This window comes from Mycolicibacterium chlorophenolicum, from assembly GCF_001044235.1.
In the GTDB taxonomy this organism is placed as follows: domain Bacteria; phylum Actinomycetota; class Actinomycetes; order Mycobacteriales; family Mycobacteriaceae; genus Mycobacterium; species Mycobacterium chlorophenolicum.
This window is the reverse complement of the sequence record NZ_JYNL01000009.1, coordinates 94102-116562: the sequence shown is the minus strand read 5'-3', so window position 1 is coordinate 116562 and position 22461 is coordinate 94102. Positions and strand designations below refer to the sequence as shown.

23 protein-coding genes and 1 riboswitch are annotated in these 22461 nt (G+C 66.5%); of the genes, 14 read left to right on the top strand and 9 right to left on the bottom strand.

The window, feature by feature from the left end; translation table 11 throughout:
• Positions 1-71: 71 nt before the first annotated feature.
• Together MCHLDSM_RS04760 and MCHLDSM_RS04755 are read right to left on the bottom strand one after the other, a co-directional pair.
• Positions 72-902, bottom strand: a complete 831-nt coding sequence (locus MCHLDSM_RS04760; protein WP_048469124.1) for a phosphoribosyltransferase — start codon at positions 900-902, stop codon at positions 72-74.
• Positions 899-1810: a DNA processing protein DprA gene (locus MCHLDSM_RS04755; protein ID WP_053082911.1), complete on the bottom strand. Its 912-nt coding sequence runs from the start codon at positions 1808-1810 to the stop codon at positions 899-901. Before MCHLDSM_RS04755 ends, MCHLDSM_RS04760 begins: the two co-directional genes overlap by 4 nt.
• 305 nt (positions 1811-2115) lie before the next feature.
• On the opposite strand from MCHLDSM_RS04755, the gene MCHLDSM_RS04750 reads away from it, so the two are divergent.
• Positions 2116-2856, top strand: a complete 741-nt coding sequence (locus MCHLDSM_RS04750; protein ID WP_082168716.1) for a TetR/AcrR family transcriptional regulator — start codon at positions 2116-2118, stop codon at positions 2854-2856.
• Positions 2857-3101: 245 nt separating this feature from the next.
• Complete coding sequence (locus tag MCHLDSM_RS04745; protein WP_048469123.1) at positions 3102-4163, top strand: C40 family peptidase; 1062 nt, start codon at positions 3102-3104, stop codon at positions 4161-4163.
• Positions 4164-4211: 48 nt separating this feature from the next.
• Here the strand turns inward: MCHLDSM_RS04745 and MCHLDSM_RS04740 are convergent, their stop codons facing one another.
• From MCHLDSM_RS04740 to MCHLDSM_RS40045, 3 genes are all read right to left on the bottom strand, one after another.
• A complete protein-coding gene (locus MCHLDSM_RS04740; protein WP_048469122.1) occupies positions 4212-4451 on the bottom strand; it encodes a hypothetical protein in 240 nt (79 codons plus the stop codon).
• A gap of 56 nt (positions 4452-4507) precedes the next feature.
• Positions 4508-6250, bottom strand: coding sequence for a type II toxin-antitoxin system Phd/YefM family antitoxin (locus MCHLDSM_RS04735; protein ID WP_048469121.1), 1743 nt, complete (start codon positions 6248-6250; stop codon positions 4508-4510).
• Positions 6251-6512: 262 nt separating this feature from the next.
• The gene (locus tag MCHLDSM_RS40045) at positions 6513-6635 is read right to left on the bottom strand and encodes a hypothetical protein (RefSeq protein ID WP_268781147.1); all 123 of its coding nucleotides are present in this window, start codon (positions 6633-6635) and stop codon (positions 6513-6515) included.
• Between the two features lies 1 nt (position 6636).
• Between MCHLDSM_RS40045 and MCHLDSM_RS04730 the strand changes: the two genes are divergently transcribed.
• Positions 6637-6846, top strand: coding sequence for a hypothetical protein (locus MCHLDSM_RS04730; protein WP_048469120.1), 210 nt, complete (start codon positions 6637-6639; stop codon positions 6844-6846).
• Positions 6847-7717: 871 nt separating this feature from the next.
• Here MCHLDSM_RS04730 and MCHLDSM_RS34895 read toward each other — a convergent pair.
• Positions 7718-9262 (bottom strand): nucleotidyl transferase AbiEii/AbiGii toxin family protein, encoded by a 1545-nt coding sequence (locus MCHLDSM_RS34895; protein WP_082168715.1) that lies wholly within the window; start codon positions 9260-9262, stop codon positions 7718-7720.
• Positions 9263-9334: 72 nt separating this feature from the next.
• On the opposite strand from MCHLDSM_RS34895, the gene MCHLDSM_RS04715 reads away from it, so the two are divergent.
• Both MCHLDSM_RS04715 and MCHLDSM_RS04710 read left to right on the top strand, forming a co-directional pair.
• On the top strand, positions 9335-9541 hold the full coding sequence (locus MCHLDSM_RS04715; RefSeq protein WP_234713866.1) for a hypothetical protein: 207 nt from the start codon (positions 9335-9337) through the stop codon (positions 9539-9541).
• A gap of 81 nt (positions 9542-9622) precedes the next feature.
• Positions 9623-9922, top strand: coding sequence for a hypothetical protein (locus MCHLDSM_RS04710; RefSeq protein ID WP_048469117.1), 300 nt, complete (start codon positions 9623-9625; stop codon positions 9920-9922).
• Here MCHLDSM_RS04710 and MCHLDSM_RS04705 read toward each other — a convergent pair.
• The gene (locus MCHLDSM_RS04705; protein ID WP_048469116.1) at positions 9917-10258 is read right to left on the bottom strand and encodes a hypothetical protein; all 342 of its coding nucleotides are present in this window, start codon (positions 10256-10258) and stop codon (positions 9917-9919) included. The genes MCHLDSM_RS04710 and MCHLDSM_RS04705 overlap by 6 nt on opposite strands.
• A 293-nt stretch (positions 10259-10551) precedes the next feature.
• Here MCHLDSM_RS04705 and MCHLDSM_RS04700 point away from each other — a divergent pair, with 293 nt between their 5' ends.
• Positions 10552-12375 (top strand): TNT domain-containing protein, encoded by a 1824-nt coding sequence (locus tag MCHLDSM_RS04700; protein ID WP_048469115.1) that lies wholly within the window; start codon positions 10552-10554, stop codon positions 12373-12375.
• A gap of 58 nt (positions 12376-12433) precedes the next feature.
• Entirely contained in the window at positions 12434-12778 is a 345-nt protein-coding gene (locus MCHLDSM_RS04695; RefSeq protein ID WP_048469226.1) for an Imm63 family immunity protein, read from the top strand.
• A gap of 74 nt (positions 12779-12852) precedes the next feature.
• On the opposite strand, the gene MCHLDSM_RS04690 is transcribed toward MCHLDSM_RS04695, so the two are convergent.
• Positions 12853-13722 (bottom strand): ATP-dependent DNA ligase, encoded by an 870-nt coding sequence (locus MCHLDSM_RS04690; protein WP_268781216.1) that lies wholly within the window; start codon positions 13720-13722, stop codon positions 12853-12855.
• Between the two features lie 76 nt (positions 13723-13798).
• Here MCHLDSM_RS04690 and MCHLDSM_RS04685 point away from each other — a divergent pair, with 76 nt between their 5' ends.
• The 3 genes from MCHLDSM_RS04685 (at position 13799) to MCHLDSM_RS04675 (ending at position 18568) form a co-directional block, all read left to right on the top strand.
• Positions 13799-14965 carry a tyrosine-type recombinase/integrase gene (locus tag MCHLDSM_RS04685; RefSeq protein ID WP_109788746.1) on the top strand — a complete coding sequence of 389 codons (1167 nt, stop codon included), beginning with the start codon at positions 13799-13801 and terminating at the stop codon, positions 14963-14965.
• 212 nt (positions 14966-15177) lie between these two features.
• A complete protein-coding gene (locus MCHLDSM_RS04680) occupies positions 15178-17475 on the top strand; it encodes a tyrosine-type recombinase/integrase (protein WP_234713865.1) in 2298 nt (765 codons plus the stop codon).
• Positions 17476-17479: 4 nt separating this feature from the next.
• Entirely contained in the window at positions 17480-18568 is a 1089-nt protein-coding gene (locus MCHLDSM_RS04675) for an ATP-dependent DNA ligase (RefSeq protein ID WP_048469112.1), read from the top strand.
• 207 nt (positions 18569-18775) lie between these two features.
• Here the strand turns inward: MCHLDSM_RS04675 and MCHLDSM_RS04670 are convergent, their stop codons facing one another.
• Positions 18776-19915: a TDT family transporter gene (locus MCHLDSM_RS04670; protein WP_048469111.1), complete on the bottom strand. Its 1140-nt coding sequence runs from the start codon at positions 19913-19915 to the stop codon at positions 18776-18778.
• 205 nt (positions 19916-20120) lie between these two features.
• Positions 20121-20192: riboswitch (Fluoride riboswitch) on the top strand.
• Positions 20193-20213: 21 nt separating this feature from the next.
• On the opposite strand from MCHLDSM_RS04670, the gene MCHLDSM_RS04665 reads away from it, so the two are divergent.
• The 4 genes from MCHLDSM_RS04665 to MCHLDSM_RS04650 are packed head-to-tail and all read left to right on the top strand — an operon-like array spanning position 20214 to position 22217.
• A complete protein-coding gene (locus MCHLDSM_RS04665; RefSeq protein WP_048469110.1) occupies positions 20214-20720 on the top strand; it encodes a fluoride efflux transporter FluC in 507 nt (168 codons plus the stop codon).
• Entirely contained in the window at positions 20717-21088 is a 372-nt protein-coding gene (gene crcB / locus MCHLDSM_RS04660; RefSeq protein WP_048469109.1) for a fluoride efflux transporter CrcB, read from the top strand. The genes MCHLDSM_RS04665 and crcB overlap by 4 nt, the downstream gene beginning before the upstream one ends.
• A gap of 59 nt (positions 21089-21147) precedes the next feature.
• Entirely contained in the window at positions 21148-21645 is a 498-nt protein-coding gene (locus MCHLDSM_RS04655; RefSeq protein WP_048469108.1) for a universal stress protein, read from the top strand.
• Positions 21642-22217: a histidine phosphatase family protein gene (locus MCHLDSM_RS04650; protein ID WP_048469107.1), complete on the top strand. Its 576-nt coding sequence runs from the start codon at positions 21642-21644 to the stop codon at positions 22215-22217. Before MCHLDSM_RS04655 ends, MCHLDSM_RS04650 begins: the two co-directional genes overlap by 4 nt.
• Positions 22218-22461: the final 244 nt, after the last annotated feature.

The following is a 22461-nucleotide window of genomic DNA, read 5'->3' as shown; positions in this document are numbered from 1 at the left end:
ACTCTACCCAATGTTTTTATTGGGCAGTAGGCGTGGACCGTCGTGCGTGAACTTCATTGGCAGTCGGGTCGTCATAGGTTGCGGCTGAGCCGGCATTGATTAGTGCCGGCGAAGCAGTGGAACGGGTCGTAGGGGGCGGTGGTGACGTTCTGGAGTAGCGGTACGTCGGGTTCCCAGCGCCAGCTCAGCCACCGCGCCACGCATAGTCCGGTGACGGAGGCGGCGCCTCCAGCCTTGAGGGCGGCGGCTGCGGACTGTATCGAGGTGCCCGAGGTCCAGGTGTCGTCGACGATCAGCACCCGTTTGCCTTCGATGGCCGGGCGCACGGCGTCGGGGACGGTGAAGCGGTCGGCGTTTGCGACGCGGGGTGCGTGGACGGGTCCGCAGGCGATGGACACCCGCTTGATCCGCGAGGGTGTTTCGTCGTCGGTGTTCTGGGCAGCGATGCGGGCGATGTTGAGTGCGACACCGGTGACGGGATGCAGGCCGGTCCGTTTCGAGGGGACGTAGGTGGCGACGTCCCACTCCTGGTGCTGCTCGGCGGCGCGGATGCATGGGTCATGGACCCAGGTCGCAGTGAAGGTGAGCATGTGGACATCGTCGACGCACTGTTGCGGCGCATGGACTGCCTTGTACTGGCGCATCGTGTGCGCGCTCTGGGACCACGCGTCGGGGTGCCAACCATCGGCGTAGGCGAGGAAGAACGTCTTGTCACACGTCGCGCCCTGGAGGTTCGCCTGCGTCGTGAGGCAAGTTGAGCACATCCCCTGGCCGGGGGTGGGGCCATGGCAGGTGGGGCAGACGCCTGGGCCTTGGGCAACGAGGTTGTGGAAGTACGCGACCCGGCTGAGGGCGACGGCGATGTCGTTGCGCAGGACCTCATCGGACTCGCGCTCGGTCACCAGTCGGTGCCTGGTGCGACGGCGATGAGGCGTTTGCGGACGGATTGATCGGCGGCGGCGATGTGCTCCAGCTGATCGATCGCCTCGCCGGCGTTGTCGACCACGAACACGTCGGGCCGGTCGGCCAGGGCTCGACCCCAGGTGGTGCCTTCGGCGACGGTGCGGTGCAGAACGAGGCGGCGCCCGTGGGCGACGGCCTCGAGAGCTTGGTGCTTGGTGCCGGACTGTTCGGTGGCTTCTGCGATGACCGTCGCCCGCGCGTAGGCGCTCATCGTCTTGTTCCGGGCGGGGAAAGCCCACCGGGCCCCGCGGAAGCCCGGGAGAAACTGAGTCAGGATCAGTCCGCGTTCGGCGATCGTGGCCTGCAGTTCGGTGTTCGGCGCCGGATAGGCGTGGTCGATGCCGGTGCCGATGACCCCGACGACGCGGCCACCGAGGTCGATCGCTGCGCTCATCGCCGCCGTGTCGACGCCTTCGGCGAGGCCGGACACCACCGTGACCTCGTGATCGACCAGGCCGCGCGCGACGTCGGCGGCGAAGCCCAGGGCGGCTGTTGAGGCCTTGCGGGAACCGACGATCGCGACCCCGTAATCGTCAGCGACGAGACTGCCTTGGGTCATCAGTACTGCTGGTGGGCGGCGGGCGGCCCGGACCCGATCGGGATACTGCTCGTCGAGGACCGTGTAGACGCCCCAGCCGCGGGTGTGCCAGTGCTCGACGTCGCGGGCGGCGGTGTCGCGGTCGGGTTCAGTTCCCGGCACGGCGATCAACGTGGCGCCGACGTGTGCGTCCCACAGCGCGTCAGCAGAGCCGACGTTGAGGAGTGTTTCGCCGAGGTCGGCAAGCTTCAACGCCTCGGGCATGTCGCGCATCAAGGCGACGACGGTGGCGGCCGCCGGATAGCTCACTGTGCCCACACCTCCTCGCTGGCCAGCGGTGGCGATCACCGCGTACGTAGTCGGAGGGTAGCGCGCGGCACCGTCATATAGCCGAACGCGCCCCGGTGGGCGATGAGACGTTCGCGCGTTGAAAGTTCTGGGTACTCCCGGCACGCTCGCAAGTGGGGTCACCGGCGCTGGCGCGGGGCGGGAACACACGGAAGTGAGGTAGATCGTGATGATCAACCAACAGTCGCGTCAGTCGCTGAACCAGGCGTCCGCGCACGGCTAGAATGCAAGCGCGGGTACGGGTTTCGGGTGGGATCGGTGGACGGATGACGCGCTGGCCATCGGATGACAAGCCCGGGAAGGTCCGGGATGCAGCGCTGGCGGAATTTGCCGGGCGCGGCGTTGAAGCGACCTCCCTCCGGGAGGTGGCGGCGCGGGCCGGCGTGTCCGTCGGATTGATCCAGCATCACTTCGGTACCAAGGGCGACTTGGTCGACGCGGTCAATCGGCACGTGACCGATCTGCTGCGCGAGGTGCTGGCCTCCGGGCCCGAACCGGTGACGGTCGACGACTTCGGCGAGCAAGTGATGCAGCTCTTCACCAAGCACACCGTCGTGGCGGACTACCTGGCTCGCGCGTTGGTGGACGACACTCCGTTCGGAGCGGCGATCTTCGACACGTTGATCGAAATGGGAGTCGCGCGGTGGCGCCGTCGAGCCGATGCCGGGCAAACCGTCGACGACTTGGACGTTCCGTGGGCGGCGATGAACATGGTCGTGCTCGTCATTGGCACCGTGTTGTTGCGTCCGCACATCGAGCGCCAGCTGGCCGGCCCGTTGCTGTGCCCTGATCAATTGGACCGGTGGGGTGCCGCGGTCAAGGGTCTGATGAGCCGGGGGTATCTGCGCCCCGGCGGGTCCGGCGGTGGCGGGTTGGAGCTGGAGGGCGGCTATCCAGCAGGCGTCGGGCCCGCCAAAGGGGTGCCTACGGTGCAGGCGGGCGCACGCAAAGCCCGCACCTCGTCGACGACCCGAACGCCTCTTGTGCCGCCGGCGAGGAATCGGTAGCCGCGCCTACGCGGGGACGGTCAGGGCGACGGGTTCGTTCGGGCATCCGCCGGCCGTGGAACAAGACGCCCGGCCGTGGCCTGGAATTCTGGCTCAATGCCCCGCCTGAGGCTCTGATATGGGCCGGTTCACCCGTAGAATGCGGTGAGAACTGTCCGAAATGGCAGGTAGGGGAGAGCGATGGGACGCAGGCCTACGACACCGGTGAAGCTGCATCTCTCGCATGCGACGCTCGGGAGCTGCTCATGACCGAAGGTAACGTCACGCTGAACCCGGCCGAGGCGGCCGGCGTCTTCGGCGGCACCGCCGAGAAGCTCGGAGGTCTCAACGGTGCGCCGCTGCCTGCCGACGGCGGGGTTCGCTCCGGGTTTTCGGCTGCGACCGGCACGATGTCCACGGACTTCGGTCAGAACGTCAGTAAGGGAGCCGCGCAATCCGGCACCGGTGCGCAGGCGTCCTCGGCCATGGGTGACACCGATGAGGCCAGCGGAAACCGGGTACGCGGCGGACCTGACGCTCAGGACCCCCTCAAGGGCGGCGGTCGCGGCGGAACGGGCGACGCGCTGCGCGGCGCTGGCGCACCCAGGCTGACCGCCGCCGATCTAGCCAAGGCCGGCGCGTCGCCCTACCAGTCGTCTATGCCGATGAACCAGACCGCGTCGAGCATCCTCCCGAGCCTGACTCAGGCCGCTCAATCCATCCCGAGCGCACTGTCCTCACCACTGCAGGGGTTGCAGGGACTGTCAGGCTTGACGGCGCCGTTCCAACAGATGCTCAGCGGGCCGGGCGGCAACCAGGTTCTGGACAACATGTTGGCCAAGGCCAACGCCTCCAATGGTTTTGACGGCGGCCCAGCCAGTTTGGCGCTGGGAAGTGCCAGTGGCGCGGACGGCGCGAAGCTCAACGCGATCGCCAAGCAGGTGCTTGGCATCCCCTATGCGTGGGGTGGTGGCTCGATGACCGGTCCCACGCAAGGCATCTCCGACGGCGGTGGCCCTGCTGACCGCGCCGGCGATTACCGCAAGGTCGGCTTCGATTGCTCTGGTCTGTCACGCTTCGTCACCGGGCAAATGTTCGGTGTAGAGATCCCGCGGACATCTGAGGCTCAGTTCGCGGCCGGCGTACCGGTCGGCGGCAGCCAAGCGCGGCCCGGTGACCTGGTTTTTCCCGCCTCTGCAGGTCGTCCACCGGGCCACGTTCAAGTTTATCTCGGCGGGGGTCAGGTGCTCGAGGCGCCGTCGAGCGGGCAAACGGTTAAGGTGAGTGCGTTGTCGTCGGGAGCGGAGTTCCGTCGGTTCCACTCGTAGGTCCGCGCCGCCGCCGCTGCAGCCGTTGCGACCGACGCGGTGAAGCTCTTAGTCGTCAGCGGCGACGACGGTCAGTGTGGCCACGTGCTGCGTCGATCCGCCGCTCTCGGCGGAACTCCACACCTCGTACACGCCGTCCCCTACGGCTCTGACCTGGTCGGCGGGCTGAGCGGTGTTGATGTGCTGCACCGCGGCGGTATGAGCGTCCTCTGCTGACGCGTGACCTAACGACTCCCATAGCGGCGCCGAATCGGCTGCAAGGTCGGTGATGGTGGCGGTGAACGTCATCGTGTGTCCTCCCGTGGTGCTATGTGTTGTTTCGTTTGCTGAACGCGTTCCGGTGGCTACTGGGAGCCGTCGGGCCGGGCGAGGACGAGATGCACGCCGTTGCGTTCGTTGGCGAGTTCTGCGCCATGCGTCGCGATGGCGTGGCGTGCCGCGTCCTCGTTGTACTGGGGGAGCTGGCGGATCTGGTCGCGGACGTCGCGTGCGACGCCGGCCGGCTCGATGCCGGCGTAGTAGATGGAGGTGGCTGCTTGGTGCCTGCGGGTCGGCTGGAGTTGGGTTTGCAGCCGCAGGATGTCGTTGGACAGCAGGACGACATGAACGTGCTGGGTCGACTCGTCGTCCATCAGGTCCCGAATGAACTCCTTGACCATGAAGGGATCGCCCAGGTGTTCAGCGCCGATGAGTTCCTGGATGTTGACGATGAGGCACACGGCCCGCGGCGAAGCTTCGGCTGCTTGCGTGAGCGCCGTGGCGACGGATTGGACGGCGGCCTTGCTGCCCGTGCGCCTCAGATCTTCGTATGTGTGGCTGCTGACCGCGGGTGTCGTGCGGGGTACTTGGGTGCCGAGGTAGTGGAAGTACATGTCGGCTGGACTCGTGAGTGCGGCGCTGGTGAGCAGGATCTGTACGAAAGCTCGGGCCTGACCAGGGCCTGCAATGACAGTGGTGTGGCCACCCTTGATCAGTGGGAGAGCGAAGAGGGTGTGGCGGTGATTGGCGGCGTCGTCGACGAGGCCCAGCGGTAGTGAGGGTTCGCCGCCAGGTGCTGTTGCGGTCCACATCTCGACGATCGAGTTGATGGATCCGGGTTGCGGCATGGCGGGCCATTGCTCAGCCGTCGGCGCGGTGGGAGCGGCGGGGGTGAGCGGTGGGGTTGCGGTCGGGGTGACGACGGGGATGAGCGTTTGATCGATGTTCCGGAGGACCGCTTGGCGTGGTTTGAGGTGGGCCGCGGCGTCACTACCGATCACGTCGCGTGACTGATCGACCGTCGGTAGGTGTAGAGCGAGACGCTGAGAGATGGCGGCCAACTGCATCGCCTGACGAGACAGTGCGGCGTTACTGAACAGCCACACGTTGACGCCGAGATCGATTCCCCTGCGGACGATTTGGGAGACAACCTCACCTAGCGGTCCGCCGAGATAGATGTCGGCGGTGTCGAGAGCGATGGTCAACGTCGGCAGAGGTGCCGACCCGGTGTCGAGTTGGCGGTACTGCTCAACGGTGTTCACCGTGTGGTCACGCAGCAACGCAACGCGCCGTTGCAGCTCGCCTGAGATCTGGGCGGCGAGGCGGAGCTGCGCGGACATGCTCATGTCGACGGACACGGCCAGGATTGCCGGCTGTGCGGCCTCTGGTGGGCCGCTCGCCAGTAAGAAGGTGGGGTTGTCGGATCCGATCACGAACTGCTGAGCCTCGGGCAGCGCACCCGCTTGCGTCACGAAGACGCCCATGAGTTCGGTTGCGCCGCGGCCGACGACGAGAAGGTTCTCGTGGGGGTTGATGTGGGCGGGCTCGCCGCCCACGGTGACGCCGATCGGCATCACCGCCTTCAACTGGGCTGAGGTGTCATCTGCACCTTGGTCGTCTCTGATATCGGGGATGTCGTCGAAGCCAAGCTTGGAGGTGGTGTCGAGGGCGTCGAGCCGGTTCAGGTCGTGGACACCAATCAGTGCGGCCACGATCTTCTGGTCCTTCATGATCACGACGCGGCGGCCTTCGGCGGCGCGGTTGGTGTACCGGCCGGTGTTGCGGTTGAACTCCGTCGCGGAGACAAGATCGTTTGTGTCGACCAACATAAGCGACACTCTAACAGCACGAATGCAAGTGCATACGATTCTATGCATAGTATGCGTGTCGTAAACGACACGTATCGTAAGCGCCCCTCGCCCGGAACGCAGGCGCCTCAGGTCCGTCTCCTGCTGAAACCATCGACAGAGCCGTAGGCTTCGGGCATGGCTGCGACCGTCTACAGCAGGGAGGCTCTCATCGCGTTCGGGTCTGTCGCCCTGGGCACTGCCGGACCGGACAGTGACGGGTGTTGGTAGTCGGCTGTCGCGGCTAGCTGGAATCAGAGTTGAGCTGGAGCAACTGCTCGGGATGCCCGTTGAACGAGCACCCGAGTTCGCCGCACACCGAAAGTGTGGGATTCGGCTTGGCGGTGTAGTACGGGAAGGAGCGCAAGGTGCAATTAGAGGTCGAGCGTGGTGTCGCGATCCAGATGCTGGTTGCGGTGGCGCAGGCGCCCAAAGGGCATGAGCAGGCCCGCCTGAGTCAACTCAGCTACGGCGAGTTGGCCGCCGAGATGGCGGAGCCGGCCACCGCTCAACAGTTGGCGAAACTGACCAAAGAACTGCTCTCGTCGTGGGTCGATGAAACGGGCCAGCCTGCCTGACTGCGGTATCGCATGTCGCTGAGACGACGGGGAGTAAGCGATCGGGGGACGAAATGATGCAACCACATAAGATCAAGGCGAAGTGGTGCGGTGCTGCAGCTGAGCGGGCAGACGACCGAGAACCCATCTGGCGGCAGATCATTGCAGACCGATGTGGGGGCGTCAGGAAGCTCAATCCGGTTGACCTGCCAGCCCCTTCGCTTGGAACCATCGAAGCTGCGATGTCCCCCGAGGGGCAAGCCGGATGGGGGGTCGATGTCACCTGGCCCGATACGGATACCGTCCGAGCCGAGTTCTATGGCGATGGGTACGGCCCTACCGCCATGACCACGCGGATGCGGGACGGCACGGTGCTCGACGACCGCTATGTCAAATTCCCGGGCATGTTCGGTGCCCAGCCAAACCCATCATGGATACGGAGGTTCTTCGGCCACGGGAGCTGGAATGCCGACTGCATCTTGGAGAGCAAAGAGCTGTTGCCCCATGTGGTCTCGTGCCTGGTTGGTGGGTTCGACTCCCTTCATGTGGGATCAGAGGGCCTCCCGCGTTGGATGAGTTTCGTGCGGCTTACCCCGCGGTCGGTCTTCACGTTCTCGAGCGACCTGGAAAGTAAACGCGCAACCACGTACGCATTTCCAATCACGCACTATTACCCTCCGAATGAGTCGACGCTGAGCGTCGAATGGGTCAGCAACTTCCTAGATGCGCCCGTAGTGGGCGATCATCATCTCCGCCAACGGTCAAGCTGCTAAACCGCATAGCTCGGCGTCGCCGACGGTAAAACCACAGCAGCGCACCACGCGGCACCTCACGAGGATGCAGCCGCGTACCTTCCGGCGTGAGCTAACAAAGCATGGTTTGGACTCGGAGGTCAGTCCAAGATGCCGTGGCAGAAGTCGGGGACGAATCCGGACTTGCGGATATCGTCGTCGAAGTCGCCGCGGCGGAAGCGGTCGAGGTTGATGCGGAACTGGTTGATGAGGTCACCGAATCGCATTGCGTGCATGGCGGATTCGACGCGCTGCAGGGTCCAGCCGGGGGTGGTCAGGATGTTGGCGAGGTCGTAGAAGTCGCGGCCGCGGGCGACGTCGGCGATGGCGGCGCCCTTGCCGGCGACGACGTCGTCGAAGATCAGTCGTAGACCGCCGCCAGGGCGTTGCTCGGGGTCTTGTGAGCGGCCGTAGTAGACGAGCTGCACCATGACCGGGTGACCGGTTCCGGCGTCGACGCGGATCTGCTTGTCCATGTCTTGGTCGGCGACGAGCGCTGCGTGCCAACCGTGTTCGTGACAAACCTGGATGACGCGTGTGCAGGCGGCGGTGAACGCGTCGACGTCCCAGCGGTCGTTGAAGGCGTCGATGTCGTCGGTTTCGCGGGAGACGACGTCGTAGTCGATGAGGGCTGATCCGCCGGCGAGGGCGAAGCCGAATTCGGCGATCCCGGCCAAGATGGCGTCCTGGACGCGGATGCGGTCGTTCACGATGGTGGCCTCGTCTCGTAGGGTCGGGTGCAGGGTTTCCCAAGCGCGGCGTACGCGCGTCGGCAGCGATAGGTGGTGCCACGCGGCGATGAGGGCGTCGCGATTGATCCACTGGGTGAAGTCCTCGGAGCTGCTGGCGGTGGTGAGGGCCGAGGAGTAGAACAGCTCGCGGTCAGCGGGGTTGGCGAAGTCGAGGTCGCCGGGCTGCCAGTACAGGTGCACGGGCGGGTCGTGGGAACCGCTGGTGGGGCCGGTGAGCATGGTCAGGTCGGTGGGCACGTAGACGTCGGGCTGGTAGCGGGGAGTCCAAGACGGCCGCATGCGATAGATACCCTTGGCCACTGAGGCCGGTTCGGATGCCGTGAGGACGGTCAGGAAAGGCTGCGCGCGGATGGCGGCGATCTCCGGGTCGTCTGGATGCTCGGCCTGCCAGGCCCTGCGGGGGCAGATCGCGGTTTCGACGCTCAGGCCCAGGCGGTGGTGTGCGGTGGCGGCGGCCGCGCGCACGTCGTTGTCGTCGAGGCCGTCGCCGACGACGAGGACCTCGACAGCAGTAGGGAATGACCCGTTCTGTCCGGCGTAACGCTGCGCCCAACAGCCGTGGAGGATGACGGTGGCGGCGTCGAGCTCGGCGAATTCCTCGGCGACGACCTGAGCCGGGCCGAAGGTGATGGTGAGCAAGTCGGTTAGCGGGGTCGCTGCGGGGTGGCGCCGGTTCGCGCGGAGCAGGCGTGCTCGTCCGCTGCGTCGGCTCGTCAACAGCCCGGCTTGTTCGAGCCGTTCGGTTTCGCGGTGCAGCGTGGTCAGGGGGATGTCGAGGGTGTGCGCGAGGTCGGTCATCGGGATCTCGTCATCGGTGAGGAACAGGCGGCTCAGGAGACCGGCCTGATGCGAAGACCGGAAGATCGGTAACAACGCCGGGGCAACACTTCGCATAGATGGAATATATCGTTCGCGGGCGGCACATTGCTGCTTCGCACCGACAAGCGGACCCCGGATAATGAACTGATGCAGCCCGGCCGACAGGACTCCGCCCCGCGGGCAGTCCAGTGGGACGACGCCTTGGCCGGCCGCTTTCCCAACGAAAAACACGAGGAATGCCGCGTCATCATCAGCAACGACCGCACGACGATCACCTGCAGCGACATGCACTGCACCCGGTGCGGTCGCCGGGCCCACTCCGTCGGACACCGCGACTGCGGACCGCTCGAGTAGCCCTGCCGTGTTTGCTACCGTGGGCGCAGGGAGCCGTGACAGAGAGTTCGGGGGTCTGTTGTGACAGCGGAGCGCATCGCAATGCAGCCCGAGGCCGTGGCCGCCTCGGCCGGCCAATTGCACGGATGCCACGAAGAGATGACCCGCCGCCACGAAGGCGCGCGCACCGTCGCCGCGGCGGCCAAACACGGCCTGGTCGGCGATTCCGCCGCGGCGTTCGCCGCCAAAGCCAGCGGCTGGGCAGGGTTCAGTGCGCAAGCCTCGTCACTGATCGCTGCGCACGCGGAGATCTTGCACCAGGCCGCGCGTGCTGTGCCCGCGACTGACCGGGGGTCGGCCGGTCGGATTGACCGTGCGTCCGCGCCGCGGCTCGGGTCATAGACCGCGGGTCAAGGCCCGCAACGCGTCGAGGCGGTCCTGGGGAACTGGGCCAGGGGCACCGTTGCCGTCGACGGGCCCGCTGATGATGACCTCTCCGGCCAGCCAACTTGCGGCGCGCGCAGCTGAGCAATCCTGATACCAGAGTGCAGTGGCGATCGCGTTGAACGGTTCGTTTCGGGAGGGATACGCCCAGTAGGCGGTGCGTCCGTCATCACTGATGTTGGCGCGCAGTGGTTTCCGATGATCTGTGCGGCGTGCGTGCAAGATGGCGGCGGCGCGCGGGCGATCGTGTTCGGTGATGGTGCCGTCGATGTCGATCACGACCGCGGTGGCCATGATGAGTCCTCCCGTGATGCCCGTGTGGATTGTCGGGGCGCTCCGCTCGACACTGAAGCACCGCGCGCGCGTCGACTGGGGGAGCTCGATCGTGTCGATGAACGTTTTCGATCACCGGGCAGAGGCCTGGGCGGCACCCTGGGGCGTCTGGTTGGCGGGGAAGGGGTTTGCTGCAAAGCGAGGCGCCGAGCTGATCTGTTGTTATCCTCGTCGCCGGGCGGTACGCGTGGCTGGGAGCCCGCTGTGATCAGGACCATGCTTGTGGGGCAGTGCCGAGGGGGTGGAATTGACCGGTGGGGATCACCTTGGAGGATGTGCAGCGGTGGGAGCCGTCGTCCATCCGGGACATGTTCCGAGCGGCAACCGAGCACGGCGCGGCAGCCCACGAGGCGGCCGACACGCTGACCGCCGTCATGAACGCCGTCCCCTGGGACAGCGAAGCCGCTGACGCCGCCCGTGCCGGGGCCGGGAAGGTGGCATTGGACCTGCGCACGCACGCGCGGGAGTGCGAGCTGGTCGCCCGAGCAGCGGCCGCGGCCGAGGAACAGGTTGCGGCAGTGAAGCGGGAATGGGAGGACATCACCAGCTACGCCGCCGAGAAGCACCTCGACATCGACTTGACCACCGGCGCTGTCACTTTCGAGCTGGCCGGATTGACGCAGGATCAGCTCAGGGACCGTCAGGCCGCCCAACGCGAGGTGCGCGACCGGATTCACCGGATGATGCTGAAAGCCGTTGCCGCCGACCAGGAATTGGCGACGGCGATCAAGGTGGCGTCCGGTCAGGAGTCGATCACCGATGCCGAGCGGGACCTGGCTGCTCGCGGGGTGCCGTCCGCTGACTCGGTGGTGCGAGCGGTCACTGGGGCCGACCCGCCTGGTGATGCCCCGCACTCCTTGACCGACATGCTGCTACCGGCGGGTGGGTCAGCTGGAGGTCTGGATCAACCTGCGGATCTGCACGACCTCCTCCTCGGTCCTGGCGCGCCCGACCCGAAGGGCAAGCCGGGTGACCAACCGGCCGACCTGTCGGGTGCGCTCGATCAGGTCGCCGGCGCCCACGTACCGGAGGCGTCCAAGGCTGGCGATCAACCAGCCAACCTCTCCGCTGCGCTCGACCAGCTGGCCGGGGCTCCCGTGCCCGACCACGCGACGCCGATGGTGATACCGGCCAAGGACGTCGAGGCGTTCAAGGCCGCGGCGCGGCCGATCCTGGCCAGTCAGGGTGTACCAGCCGACCAGATCGAGTCGCGGCTGTCGCAGATGGTCGCCCAGGCAGAGGCACAGGGTGTCAACCCGTTCTACCGGCCGCCGGAGCCGGCCCGAATGCCTGCACCCGGGTTCGGTGAGGGATTCGGTGACGCGTGGCGCAACTCCGAGCAGAGCATCAAGAACCTCTTGGGTCAGGGCGGGCCCGGGGCTCCCGGTGTCCTGGAATCCTGGAAGAACGTGGCGCAGGGCGTCAACCAGGCGGTGACCAACCCGGTGGGCACCGCGGTCGGGCAGGTCCAGCATGCGCTCGACTCCCCCAGCGCAGCCTACTTCGCCGGAGAGAAGACGTTCGACCTGTCCGCCGCCGCGGCGACCGCGCCGTTCGGTGGCGAAGGTGCTGCCGTCCGCGCCGGCCTCCCCGCCGAACTGGTCACCGAAGGTGGGGCGCCCCTTGCCGTCATGCGCGGCTGGGACCCGATGGGCGGCATGTCCGCCCAGGATTTCCAGAATCTCTTCGGAACGCCGGGCGCCCGGAACTGGCCCGGCAACGACGGCTTCCCACCCGGCTACGTTCCCCAACCCGCCCACCTACCGGAAGGCACGATCATCGACAGATTCGGATCCGAGTACGGGCAGTACCTCTCGCCGGACGGCACCCCCTACAGCGACCGGGCGATCACCCCCGAGACCCTTGGAGGTGAGTACAACCGCTACATGGTCACCGGGGCGCCCTTGCCCTCGGGCTGGCGCATCGTCGAAGGGCCGGTGGAACCGTGGTTCGGACAGACACCCTCCCCCGGAGCTCTTCAATACATGGTTGTGGGTCCCGAAGGGACGAGGATCTCGGTGAACGACCTACTCGAGAAGGGAATCATCGAACGTGCCGGACCACCCCTCGGACGCTAGATCCGTCGAACTGCAAACCGAGATCGACCGCCTTGCGGCGCGGCTGGGCACCACGCCCATGCCCGTCGGAATGCGAACCAACGACGGCCTCAACGTCTTCGTCGACGACAGCGGCACATACCATTTCACGTTCTATGAACGCGGCCAGCTGGGCTTCGACCATGCCGGCACACTCGAAGACCTCCTGTACTGGTACGCCCAGAGCATCGTCACCGACAAGGCCTCCTACATCTCCGACCGCAAGGACCGGTTCCGCTACGAGTACGACGTCCTCAGCGGCTTGAGTCCGGAGTGGGCGAAACGACGTGTGCGGGAGCTGGCCGCCAAGTTCCGCCAATGGGAACCGGGTGTGGCGCGCCCTGACGACCTGAACCTGCTGCCCGATATCCGCGAATCGCTCTGATCGCCGGCGGCGCCGGGCGATGATCGCGTTGCCGGGCATGGACGCCAGGCAGTCGTGGGACGCGGCTCGCCCCGTCAGTGCGGCGCGGTCAACGGCGGCACGGCCACCGTCGCCGGGTCGATCCCGTCCCTGAGGCCTTTCCAGCTCGTGTGGCGCAGCCACCGTCCGGCAACGTACTCGCGGTAAGCGACCTCCCCGACGAGTTCGCCCTTCACCCAGATAGCGCCCGGGACAGCGGGCGCGGACACGACGGTCGGATCTGTGCGGCGCATCGGATCGAGCAGTTCGAACAGGTGACTACGCGTCGACGCGCTGAACCCGGTGCCGACCTGGCCGACCGCGATCAGATCGCCAGCAGCGTTGTGGCCCGCCACGAGGAGGGAGCCCACACTGCGGGCACCACCGGGGCCGCCCGCGTGCCAGAAGGCGACGATGACAAGCTGCGCGGTCGACCGCACGGGGTGCTTGGTCCACAACGTCGTGCGACCCGAGATATACGGCGAGTCAACATGTTTCACGACGACACCTTCCATGCCGTGTTCACTCGCTATCTGCAGCATGTCTGTCGGTGACACGTCCGAGAAAGACTGCGGGACGGTCAGCACGGGCGAGGTGAGGCCGTCGGTCAGCTCGGCGAGGATGGCGCGTCGCTCCGAATAGGGCAGGCCGGTCAATGACTGGTCGTCGAGGGCGACGACGTCGAAGGCGAGCACGCGAACGGGGACTTCGCGCAGCAAGGTGGGGGTGGGGCGACGGTGCTGCGGCCATCGACGTTGCAGCCGAGTGAACGACGGCCGGCCCTGCGCATCGACGGCCACGATCTCCCCGTCGAGAATGACGCGGCGACCACCAAAGGCGTCACCGATCGCCGCCAGCTCAGGGAACGTCCGGGACACGTCAGCCCCGTTGCGCGACACGATCCACGTCCCGGCGGAATCGACCACCACGGCCGTGCGTCTAGTTGACTGAACTTCGGCGAGCCTTCCGAACCGAGCAGGGCTGGCGATGGAGGATCGCGCTGTGGCCGTGTTGGGTCGGGTGGAGTCAGTGCCGAGCGGGTTGCCGTGGCGGGTGATCTTCCCCGACGCCGAGCATCTCGGGGCGACGTCATACCTGCGGGAGCTGGCAGCGTCGGATTGCAGTCCACTCACAGTTCGAAGTTACGCGTTCGACCTGTTGCGGTGGTTCCGGTTCCTCCACGAGCGTCTGATCGGTTGGGAACGGGCCGAGCGGGTCGACGTCCGTGCGTTCGTCGAGCACCTCCGGGAGACGCCGAATCCGCAGCGTCTGCGTCGGGATCCGGACAGGCCTCCGCCGGGCTCGGTGAACGCGGTGACCGGCAAGGCCGAGTTGTCCGGCAAGTACGCGCCGCGAACCATCAACCATCAGCTCTCAGTGCTCTTCGGGTTCTACGACCACGCCTGCACGGCCAATCTGGGTCCACTAGTCAATCCCGTTCCGGCACAACGAGCCAGGCACGGTGGCCGACCGCACGCGCACCACAACCCGATGGAAGACTTCACGATCTTCCGGCGCGCCAACTATCGACAGAAAACCCCGCGGCCGGTGTGGCGAGCGATCCCCGATGATGCTGCCGCGGCGTTGTTCAACGCGTTGCGCAGTCACCGCGATCGAGCATTGGTGAGTTTCTATCTGTCCTCGGGAGTGCGAGCGTCGGAGCTATTGGGCATGCGTCACGGCGATCTGGATGCCGGCCGCTACACCATCACGGTCACCAGCAAGGGCAGCCGCACGCGGGAGACCGTCCCGGCGTCGGTGGACTCCTTCGTGTGGCTGGCGCTGTATCTGGCCGAGCAGCCACCGATGGAGCCGGGTGGCCCGGTGTGGTGGACCCGACGCTCGCAGCCGGCGCCGCTGAACTATCACGCGATGCGCGCGGTGCTGCGCCGCGCCAACGCGAGCTTGGGCGCGAACTGGTCGTTGCACGACTTCCGCCACACCGCCGCCGCGCGGATGCTGGCCGATCCTGCGTTCACCCTGGTCGACGTGCAGACCGTGCTGCGGCATGCCAGCGTCACGACGACCCAGATCTACACTCAGCCGCGCCTGGAAGACCTGATCGGCAAGGTCCTCGAGCACTACGCCCGGCCGAAGATCGACGTGGCTACGATCGAGCCCGGCTACGACGCCGCGGCGGTCCGAGAACTTTTGGGGCTGCCGAATTGAGCACCGAGGACACCCGGTCGCTGGAACGTCGACAGGCCGCCGCGACACGGCGCGCGATGAGCCCCACGGTCCAGTTGCTGTCACGGCCGGAATCGCCGCACCTGCAGGCGATTCCAGCAGACAACCGGTTCGGCCCAGCTGGCCTGGTACGGCCGCTATGGGGGTATGACGCCAATCATTCGCCTCCACCGCTGCCAGTGGGGGCCCGAGGCGTGGCAATCCAGTCACTGACCGCCGACGAGTTATGTGCCGTCGTCGCCGAGCATCATCAGGCACTGGCACCCCAACAACTTCAGCCCATCGTTCGAGGAACCCGGGCACTACTGGGTGTGCTTGGTCAATACCCCGGTCAGACGTGGGAACAGCGGTGGCTGGCCAGTGGTTACGACGCCGCGCCGCGCACCTGGTTCGAGCATGATGCGTTGCCGCACTACGACCATTGGTCACCCACGCTCAAGGCGCTCAATGCGTTACTACGGGTTCGGGCACTGCGGCCGTCGTACAGTTGGTTGCTGGACTCCAAGCAGCGGGTTACCCTCGGCAGGTTCCTCGACAGCAACGGCGGGTCGGACTTGGAACGGTTGCGTACGTTGCCCGCCTACCGCGACGCGGTGCCCAAGTATCAGGCCGATGCCGAAAAGGCATTGGCGCGGGTGATGATTCGCACCGGTAAGGACATCGAACAGCTGAGCGGCGACGACCTGCTGTTCTACGCCGACGTGGTGCGCACCTCGGGACGGCAGCGTCGCGAACACCTGATCTGGGAGCTGCTGGTCGCGCTGGGCCCTTTGGCTGGGGAGGCTCCGACGCTGCGGGCGACGTGGTCGGCGCGGGGCAACACACGCCAGCACAGCGCTGCGACGCTGGTCGATCGGTACGGCATGCCCGCTTCGGGGGTGCGCAATTTGCTCGTGGACTATCTCGAAGAGATTCAGCCCGGCATGGACTACAGCTCGCTGGAAGGCTTGGCCTACCGATTGGCCCGATTGTTCTGGTGGGAGATCCTGCAGATCAACCCGGGCCAGGCTGATCTGGCGTTGTCGGCTGAGGTGGTGGCGACGTGGCGGGAACGGTTGGCGCTGACCCTCGACGGGAGCCCTAGACGCGAAGTGCACTCGATCCTGTTCGCCATCCGCGGGATGTACCGCGACCTGGCCGAGTGGTCGCACGACGACCCGGTCCGCTGGGGTGTCTGGGTGGCGCCGTGCCCGGTGCCGCGGGCGCTCAGTCGCGCGGCGGCCAAGGAGAAACGCCGTCAGAAGGCCTCGATGCAGGACCGTACCCGCATGCTGACACCGCTGCTGCCCGCACTGTTGACCGCAGCCGTCGCACACAAGAACCGCACCGCAACGCTTCTACAGCGTGCCCTGGACTGCACGCACGACCAGGAGTTCGTCGTCGACGGCTCCACGTTCCTGCGGCATTGCCCACCGCTGCGGCGCGACGGCGACGCGAGAGCACGGACCTGGGTGCACCTGGCGCCCGGCCAGCAACGACCGGCCTGGATTCGTGGGCGCCGGGAGCCCATCGACGTGACCGCGCTGGAAGAGGAGGGCTTTTGGGGCTGGGCGGTCGTGGAGACGTTGCGTCACACTGGCATTCGCATTGAGGAACTGCTCGAACTGACTCAGCTGTCGTTGCGGCATTACACCGCTTCCACCACCGCTACGTTGGTGCCGTTGTTGCACATCGTGCCGTCCAAGACCGACTGCGAGCGGCTCATCCCAATGACTCCGGAACTGGTCGGGGTGCTGCTGGAGGTGTTGCGCCGCGCCAAGGCCGTTAAGGATCACGTGCCGTTGTCGATCGCCTACGACACCAACGACAAGGTCCATAGCGAACCGTTCCCGCACCTGTTCGCGCGCCCCCTGGGCACCCGTCAGGAGGTGCTGGGACGGCACTACGTGCGTCAGATTCTGATCCACCTCGCCACCATCGCTGGCATCACCGACGCTGGCCAACCGGTGCACTTCACCCCGCACGACTTCCGTCGGCTGTTCGCCACCGACGCGGTCAACAACGGCTTGCCGTTGCACATCGCCGCAGCGCTGCTCGGACATCTCAACCTCGACACCACCCGCGGTTACACCGCGGTGTTTCCCGAGCACCTCGTCATCGCCCACCAGGCGTTCATCGAACGGCGCCGCCAACTGCGGCCATTCGAGGAGGCAAAGGTTGCAAACGACGACGAGTGGGCCGACTTCGAAGAGCACTTCCTGCTGCGCCGGGTGGCGCTGGGTGAGTGCCACCGCCCCTACGGCACGCCGTGCGTGCACGAACACGCCTGCACACGATGCCGATTCCTGCGGGTCGACCCCGCCCAGCTGGGCCGCATCAACGAGATGACCGAGAACGCCGAGGAACGTCTCACCGAGGCAAAGGACCGCGCCTGGCTCGGCGAGGTCGCCGCGCTGGAGGAAAGCCTCAAACACCTTCGCGTCCGACAAACTGAGGCACAGCAACGACTTTCACACGGCGCCAACCCGTTCGCAGAACAGAGACCACAATGAGACTATGAAGCTCCCCGTCATGCCACCGGTCTCGCCGATGTTGGCCAAGTCGGTCCCGACGATCCCCCCCGATGCCTCCTATGAACCAAAGTGGGATGGGTTCCGGTCAATCTGTTTCCGCGACGGCGACGAGGTCGAGTTGGGCAGCCGCAACGAGCGGCCCCTGACCCGGTACTTCCCCGAACTCATCGCAGCAATCACCACTGAGACGCCCGAGCGGTGCGTGATCGACGGCGAGATCATCATCGCCACCGATCACGGGTTGGACTTCGAGGCGCTGCAACAACGCATCCATCCGGCCGATTCGCGAGTGCGGATGCTCGCGGAGAAGACTCCTGCGTCCTTCGTAGCGTTCGATCTCCTCGCATTGGGCGACGAGGACTACACCCGGCGGCCGTTCGTCGAACGTCGCGCCGCACTTGAACAGGCTTTGGCCCACGCCGGTCCCTCGGTTCACCTCACACCGTCGACCACCGATCTCGGAACCGCCCGACGGTGGTTCGAGGAGTTCGAAGGGGCTGGCCTCGACGGGGTGATCGCCAAACCGTTGACGGTCACCTATCAGCCCGACAAGCGGGTCATGTTCAAAATCAAGCATCAACGGACGGCCGACTGCGTCATCGCCGGCTACCGCGTGCACAAGTCCAGCGACGAAGCGATCGGCTCGCTGCTGCTCGGGCTCTACACCGACGACGGCACCCTCGCCTCGGTGGGTGTGATCGGCGCGTTCCCGATGGCCAAGCGGCGCCAGCTATTCACCGAAATGCAGTCGCTGATCACCGATTTCGATGCGCATCCGTGGAACTGGGCCGCCCACGACGCCGGTGATCGCACCCCGCGCAAGAACGAAGCCTCGCGGTGGAACACCGGCAAGGACCTCTCGTTCGTCCCGCTGCGACCCGAGCGGGTGGTCGAGGTGCGCTACGACCACATGGAAGGGGACCGGTTCCGTCACACTGCGCAGTTCAACCGGTGGCGGCCCGACCGCGATCCACGGTCGTGCACCTATGCCCAGCTCGAACAGCCGCTGACGTTCGCGCTCGGCGACATCGTGCCCGGGCTCGGCCCTCGGGGTGGACGTGACCTCGAATAAGGGCTAGTCAGTCTTTGACGAGGCCGTCGACCCACAGACGCCGGTCCGCCGCAGCGACGTCTGAGAACCGATCCGTGGTTGCGGCTGTACAACGCGTTGACCGGCGTCAACGTGGCTTCGCCGAGCCGTGCGCCGTGGTTCGGCGTTGTACGGCGACTGCTCGTGCACCACCCGGGTGTGATCCGATCATGGTGTTGTCGGCGCTCGCTAGGCTGTCTCGGAATCCTTCCTGGCCAGGATCGCCGTGCTCGACGAAGGCGTTCTCAACAGCGGCCCGCGAATGCTCCCGTGCGCGGTCCGCACCGCGACGAGAAGCCACGTGCTGAGCAGGCCGAGGTACGCGACCACCGCCGCGATCCGGAATGCGGGCAGATCGGTGTGCACGGCGAGTTGGGTGGTGCCGGTGACGAAGGTGCCGACGGGGAAGGTCAGACTCCACCACGTCAAGGCAAACGGCATGCCTCGGCGCATCGTGCGCGCAGTCAATGCCGTGGCGAGGGCGACCCACAGGACCGCGAACCCCCACACGGGAACGCCGAAGAGAATGGCGAAGACGTTCATACCGCCCGCGACCGCGGGATCTACGGTCCCGGCCGCGCTGGTGGCCAACAGGCCGGCGGCGGTGATGCCCTGTCCCAGCGGTCCGAGAACGATCCACAGGGTGGGTACTCGTGCCGTGCCCGAGGTGCCGAAGTGGGCCAGGCGGCTCCAGATCATCGTGGTGATGATCAGGGCCGCGATCAGGGACAGGCCGAACATTGCGTAGCAGCCGTAGAGCATCGTGGCGCGCGCACTGGCCACGGCCATGTGCGGGATGAGCAGTGCACCGGTTGCGGCGGACACCATCGGGGGCACCACCGGCATCAGCCAGCCGCCGAACGCGGCGTCGGGACCCACGTCGTGCTGGGTGAACATCAGGTACGGGATGCTCGTGGCGGTAACCAGTCCGCTCGAGGTACCGGCCCACCAGAGCGCCCAGTCGACGTACAACGCGGCCTGCAGACCGATCAGGTCCTTCCCCACCAGCAGCGCCCCTGCGCCCACCGTGAGCAGTGCCATCGGTGCCGCTCCGTAGAAGTGGGCCATCTGCGGGTTTCGAGCGTGGCTGCGGGCAACGACGGGATGCCTCAGCCAGTGCGTTCCGACGATGACGAGGAGCGCCGAGAGCAGTAGTGCCGCTGCGACCCAGACGACCTGTGCGAAGCCTCGCAGGCCGGGCACGGTCAGCGGGAGACTGGCTGCCGCGGTCGCGACGATGCCGGTGCCCATTACCGATGCGAACCAGTTGGGTCCGATGTTCTCGACGAGGCGTGTCGGGGCGGTGGCGGTCTGGCGGTCGACGATCATCTTCCCGAAGTTACGGAAGCCGCTGGCCGTGCGGAATGGTCGCGCTCACAAACAGTTCTTGTGGCCTCCCAGGTACTACTCGTGGGCTGCGGGCGCGGGCCTCGTCCGGATCTTCGCTGTGACATGGCTGCTGGCACGCGCGGCATGGACGGGAAGCCCGCGACGTGGCGCGCCTCGCAAGCACGCGCTGAGAATAACGCGCTACCCTGTCAGAGGCGATGGATCTCGCCTGGGCGTGCCCGAACTGCCGACGACGGCTGATAGTTCCTACTCCGATGACAACGGAGAGGAACTCGCGATGGGTTCGAACCGACCGGATGACGTGACGAAGCGATCACCTGACGTTCACGCCGAACTGCCGTTGGATCCCGATGCGCCGCGCCCGTTGCACCGCACACCGAGCACATGGGCGTGGGTCTTCGCCGGCGGGTTCGTCGGAACGGGACTGCGGTGGTTCATCGAACTAGCGGTGCCCACCGTGGACGGAACCTGGCCGTGGGCGACCTACGTGATCAACGTCGGCGGTGCCTTCATCCTCGGTGCGCTACTCGAAGCCCTCGCCGTCATCGGTCCGGATGCGGGTTGGTGGCAGCGCATCAGGCTGTTCGCCGGAACGGGGGTGTGCGGTGCGTTCACCACGTACAGCACTCTGGCACTGGAAGTTTCGCTGCTAGCCCGCGACGGCGCGCCCTGGCTGGGTGTCGCCTACGGGCTGAGCAGCGTGATATTTGGCGTCGGGGCGGCCTGGGCGGGGATCACGTCGGCGGGACGCGTCGCGAATCGATGGACGGATGCGGTCGCATGACGGTGGTGGCGGTGATGCTCGCGGGCGCGTCGGGGGCGCTGGCCCGGTTCCTGATCGACAGCGCGGTGAAGCACCGGTGGAGGGTGTCGTTTCCGTGGGCGACCGTGGTGCTCAACGTGACCGGATCCCTGCTACTCGGTTTCCTTGCCGGTGCGGTGATCTTCGACGGCGCGCCGGGCAGCCTTCAGCAGGTCGCCGGTACTGGATTCTGTGGTGGCTACACCACCTTCAGCACCGCGAGTTTCGAAACCGTGCGCCTTGCCGAGCAGCGTCGGTCGACCCGAGCGTTCGCCAATGCCCTCGGATCGCTCGTCGCCTCGGTCGCTGCGTGCGTCGGAGGGCTCGTACTGGCTTGGTCACTGTCTTGATGAGGAGGGTTCGCATGAATGCAGACGAATACGGCCACGACGGTGGGCGAGGTCCCCTCATGGGCTTTCACGATGGGCCCGTGCCGCGGACCCAGCCTCAGGCGGCGTTGATCGTCGGATGGGACGCGCACCGGGCGAGCACTGCGGCGCTGCGCTTTTCGGTGATCCTGGCGCTTCGGTTGACCGCGCACATCCACGTCGTACACACCGCCGACGTCGACGACATGCCGATCGACCCCGATGCAGCAGACTGGGAGAAGCAGATGACCGAAACGCTTGCGGGTGAGGAGAACGAGGCGCGCCGACTGCTAGACGAATTGCCCGCCTCCTGGACGTACCATGCCGGGCACGGCGACCCTGCCGACCTGCTCGCCAGAGTCGCCGACCGCTATTCGGCGCTGCTGGTGATCATCGGAAGTCCTCGCGGCGGGCTCTTGTCTCTGCTGGACACGGGGCTGGGACAGTCGGTGTCCCACCGCATGATCGGGCAACGCAGGACGCCGCTGCTGCTGGTGCCCGCGGACACGTTGGCCGGCGACGAGGGTTCGTCGTCGTGACGGCCACCGTCTATCTGGTTCGGCACGGGCGGACGGCGCTGAACGCGCAGGGACGCTTGCGTGGCCTCGCCGACCCGCCCTTGGATTCGACTGGCGAGCAGCAGGCTCTCGCAGCGGCGGGTGTGCTGAGGGCGCTTCCCGTACACGCGGTGGTCTGCAGCCCACTCCAGCGTGCGCGACGCACCGCCGTACTCATCGCCGAGGCGGCGCGGGCCCCGTTCTTCGTCGACGACCGCCTCACCGACCGTGACTACGGACAGTGGGCCGGTGACGTGCGGACAGACGTCGAAGGCCGGTGGGGAAGCGTGGACGACGCGCCCGGCGTGCAGCCGGTCAACGAGATCCTGACTCGCGCGACGAGTGCCCTCAACAGCTGGGCGGATGTCGTCGATCCGATCGCACCCGAGGTGATCGTGCTGGTCACCCACGACGCCGTCATCCGTCCCGTCTTGCACGGCATCGACGCGACGATCGGGGTGGTGAGGGCAGCCGAAGGCAGCTACCAGGTGCTGCGACGCGCCGACGGGCGTTGGAGCATCGTCGAACTCGACCACGACCCCGGATTTCGCTGACGTGCCGCGCCATTCCGTCCTTGGTCCCACGTTGGCTGCCAACTGCGCCGGGATGGTCGTCGTCGCAGCGTGGTCTGCAGGCCCTGCACACTCAGGAAACCACTGCGGTCACGGTGGCACTGATCGGGCGCGGCGTGATGGCGCGCGTCGCCCCGTCACAAGCTGCGGCTGTGGCGTGACAAGAAGTTCAGCGTTGTCGGGCTTGCTGGGCGACGTGTTTCCTGGTGGTCGGTACTCGGGAAGG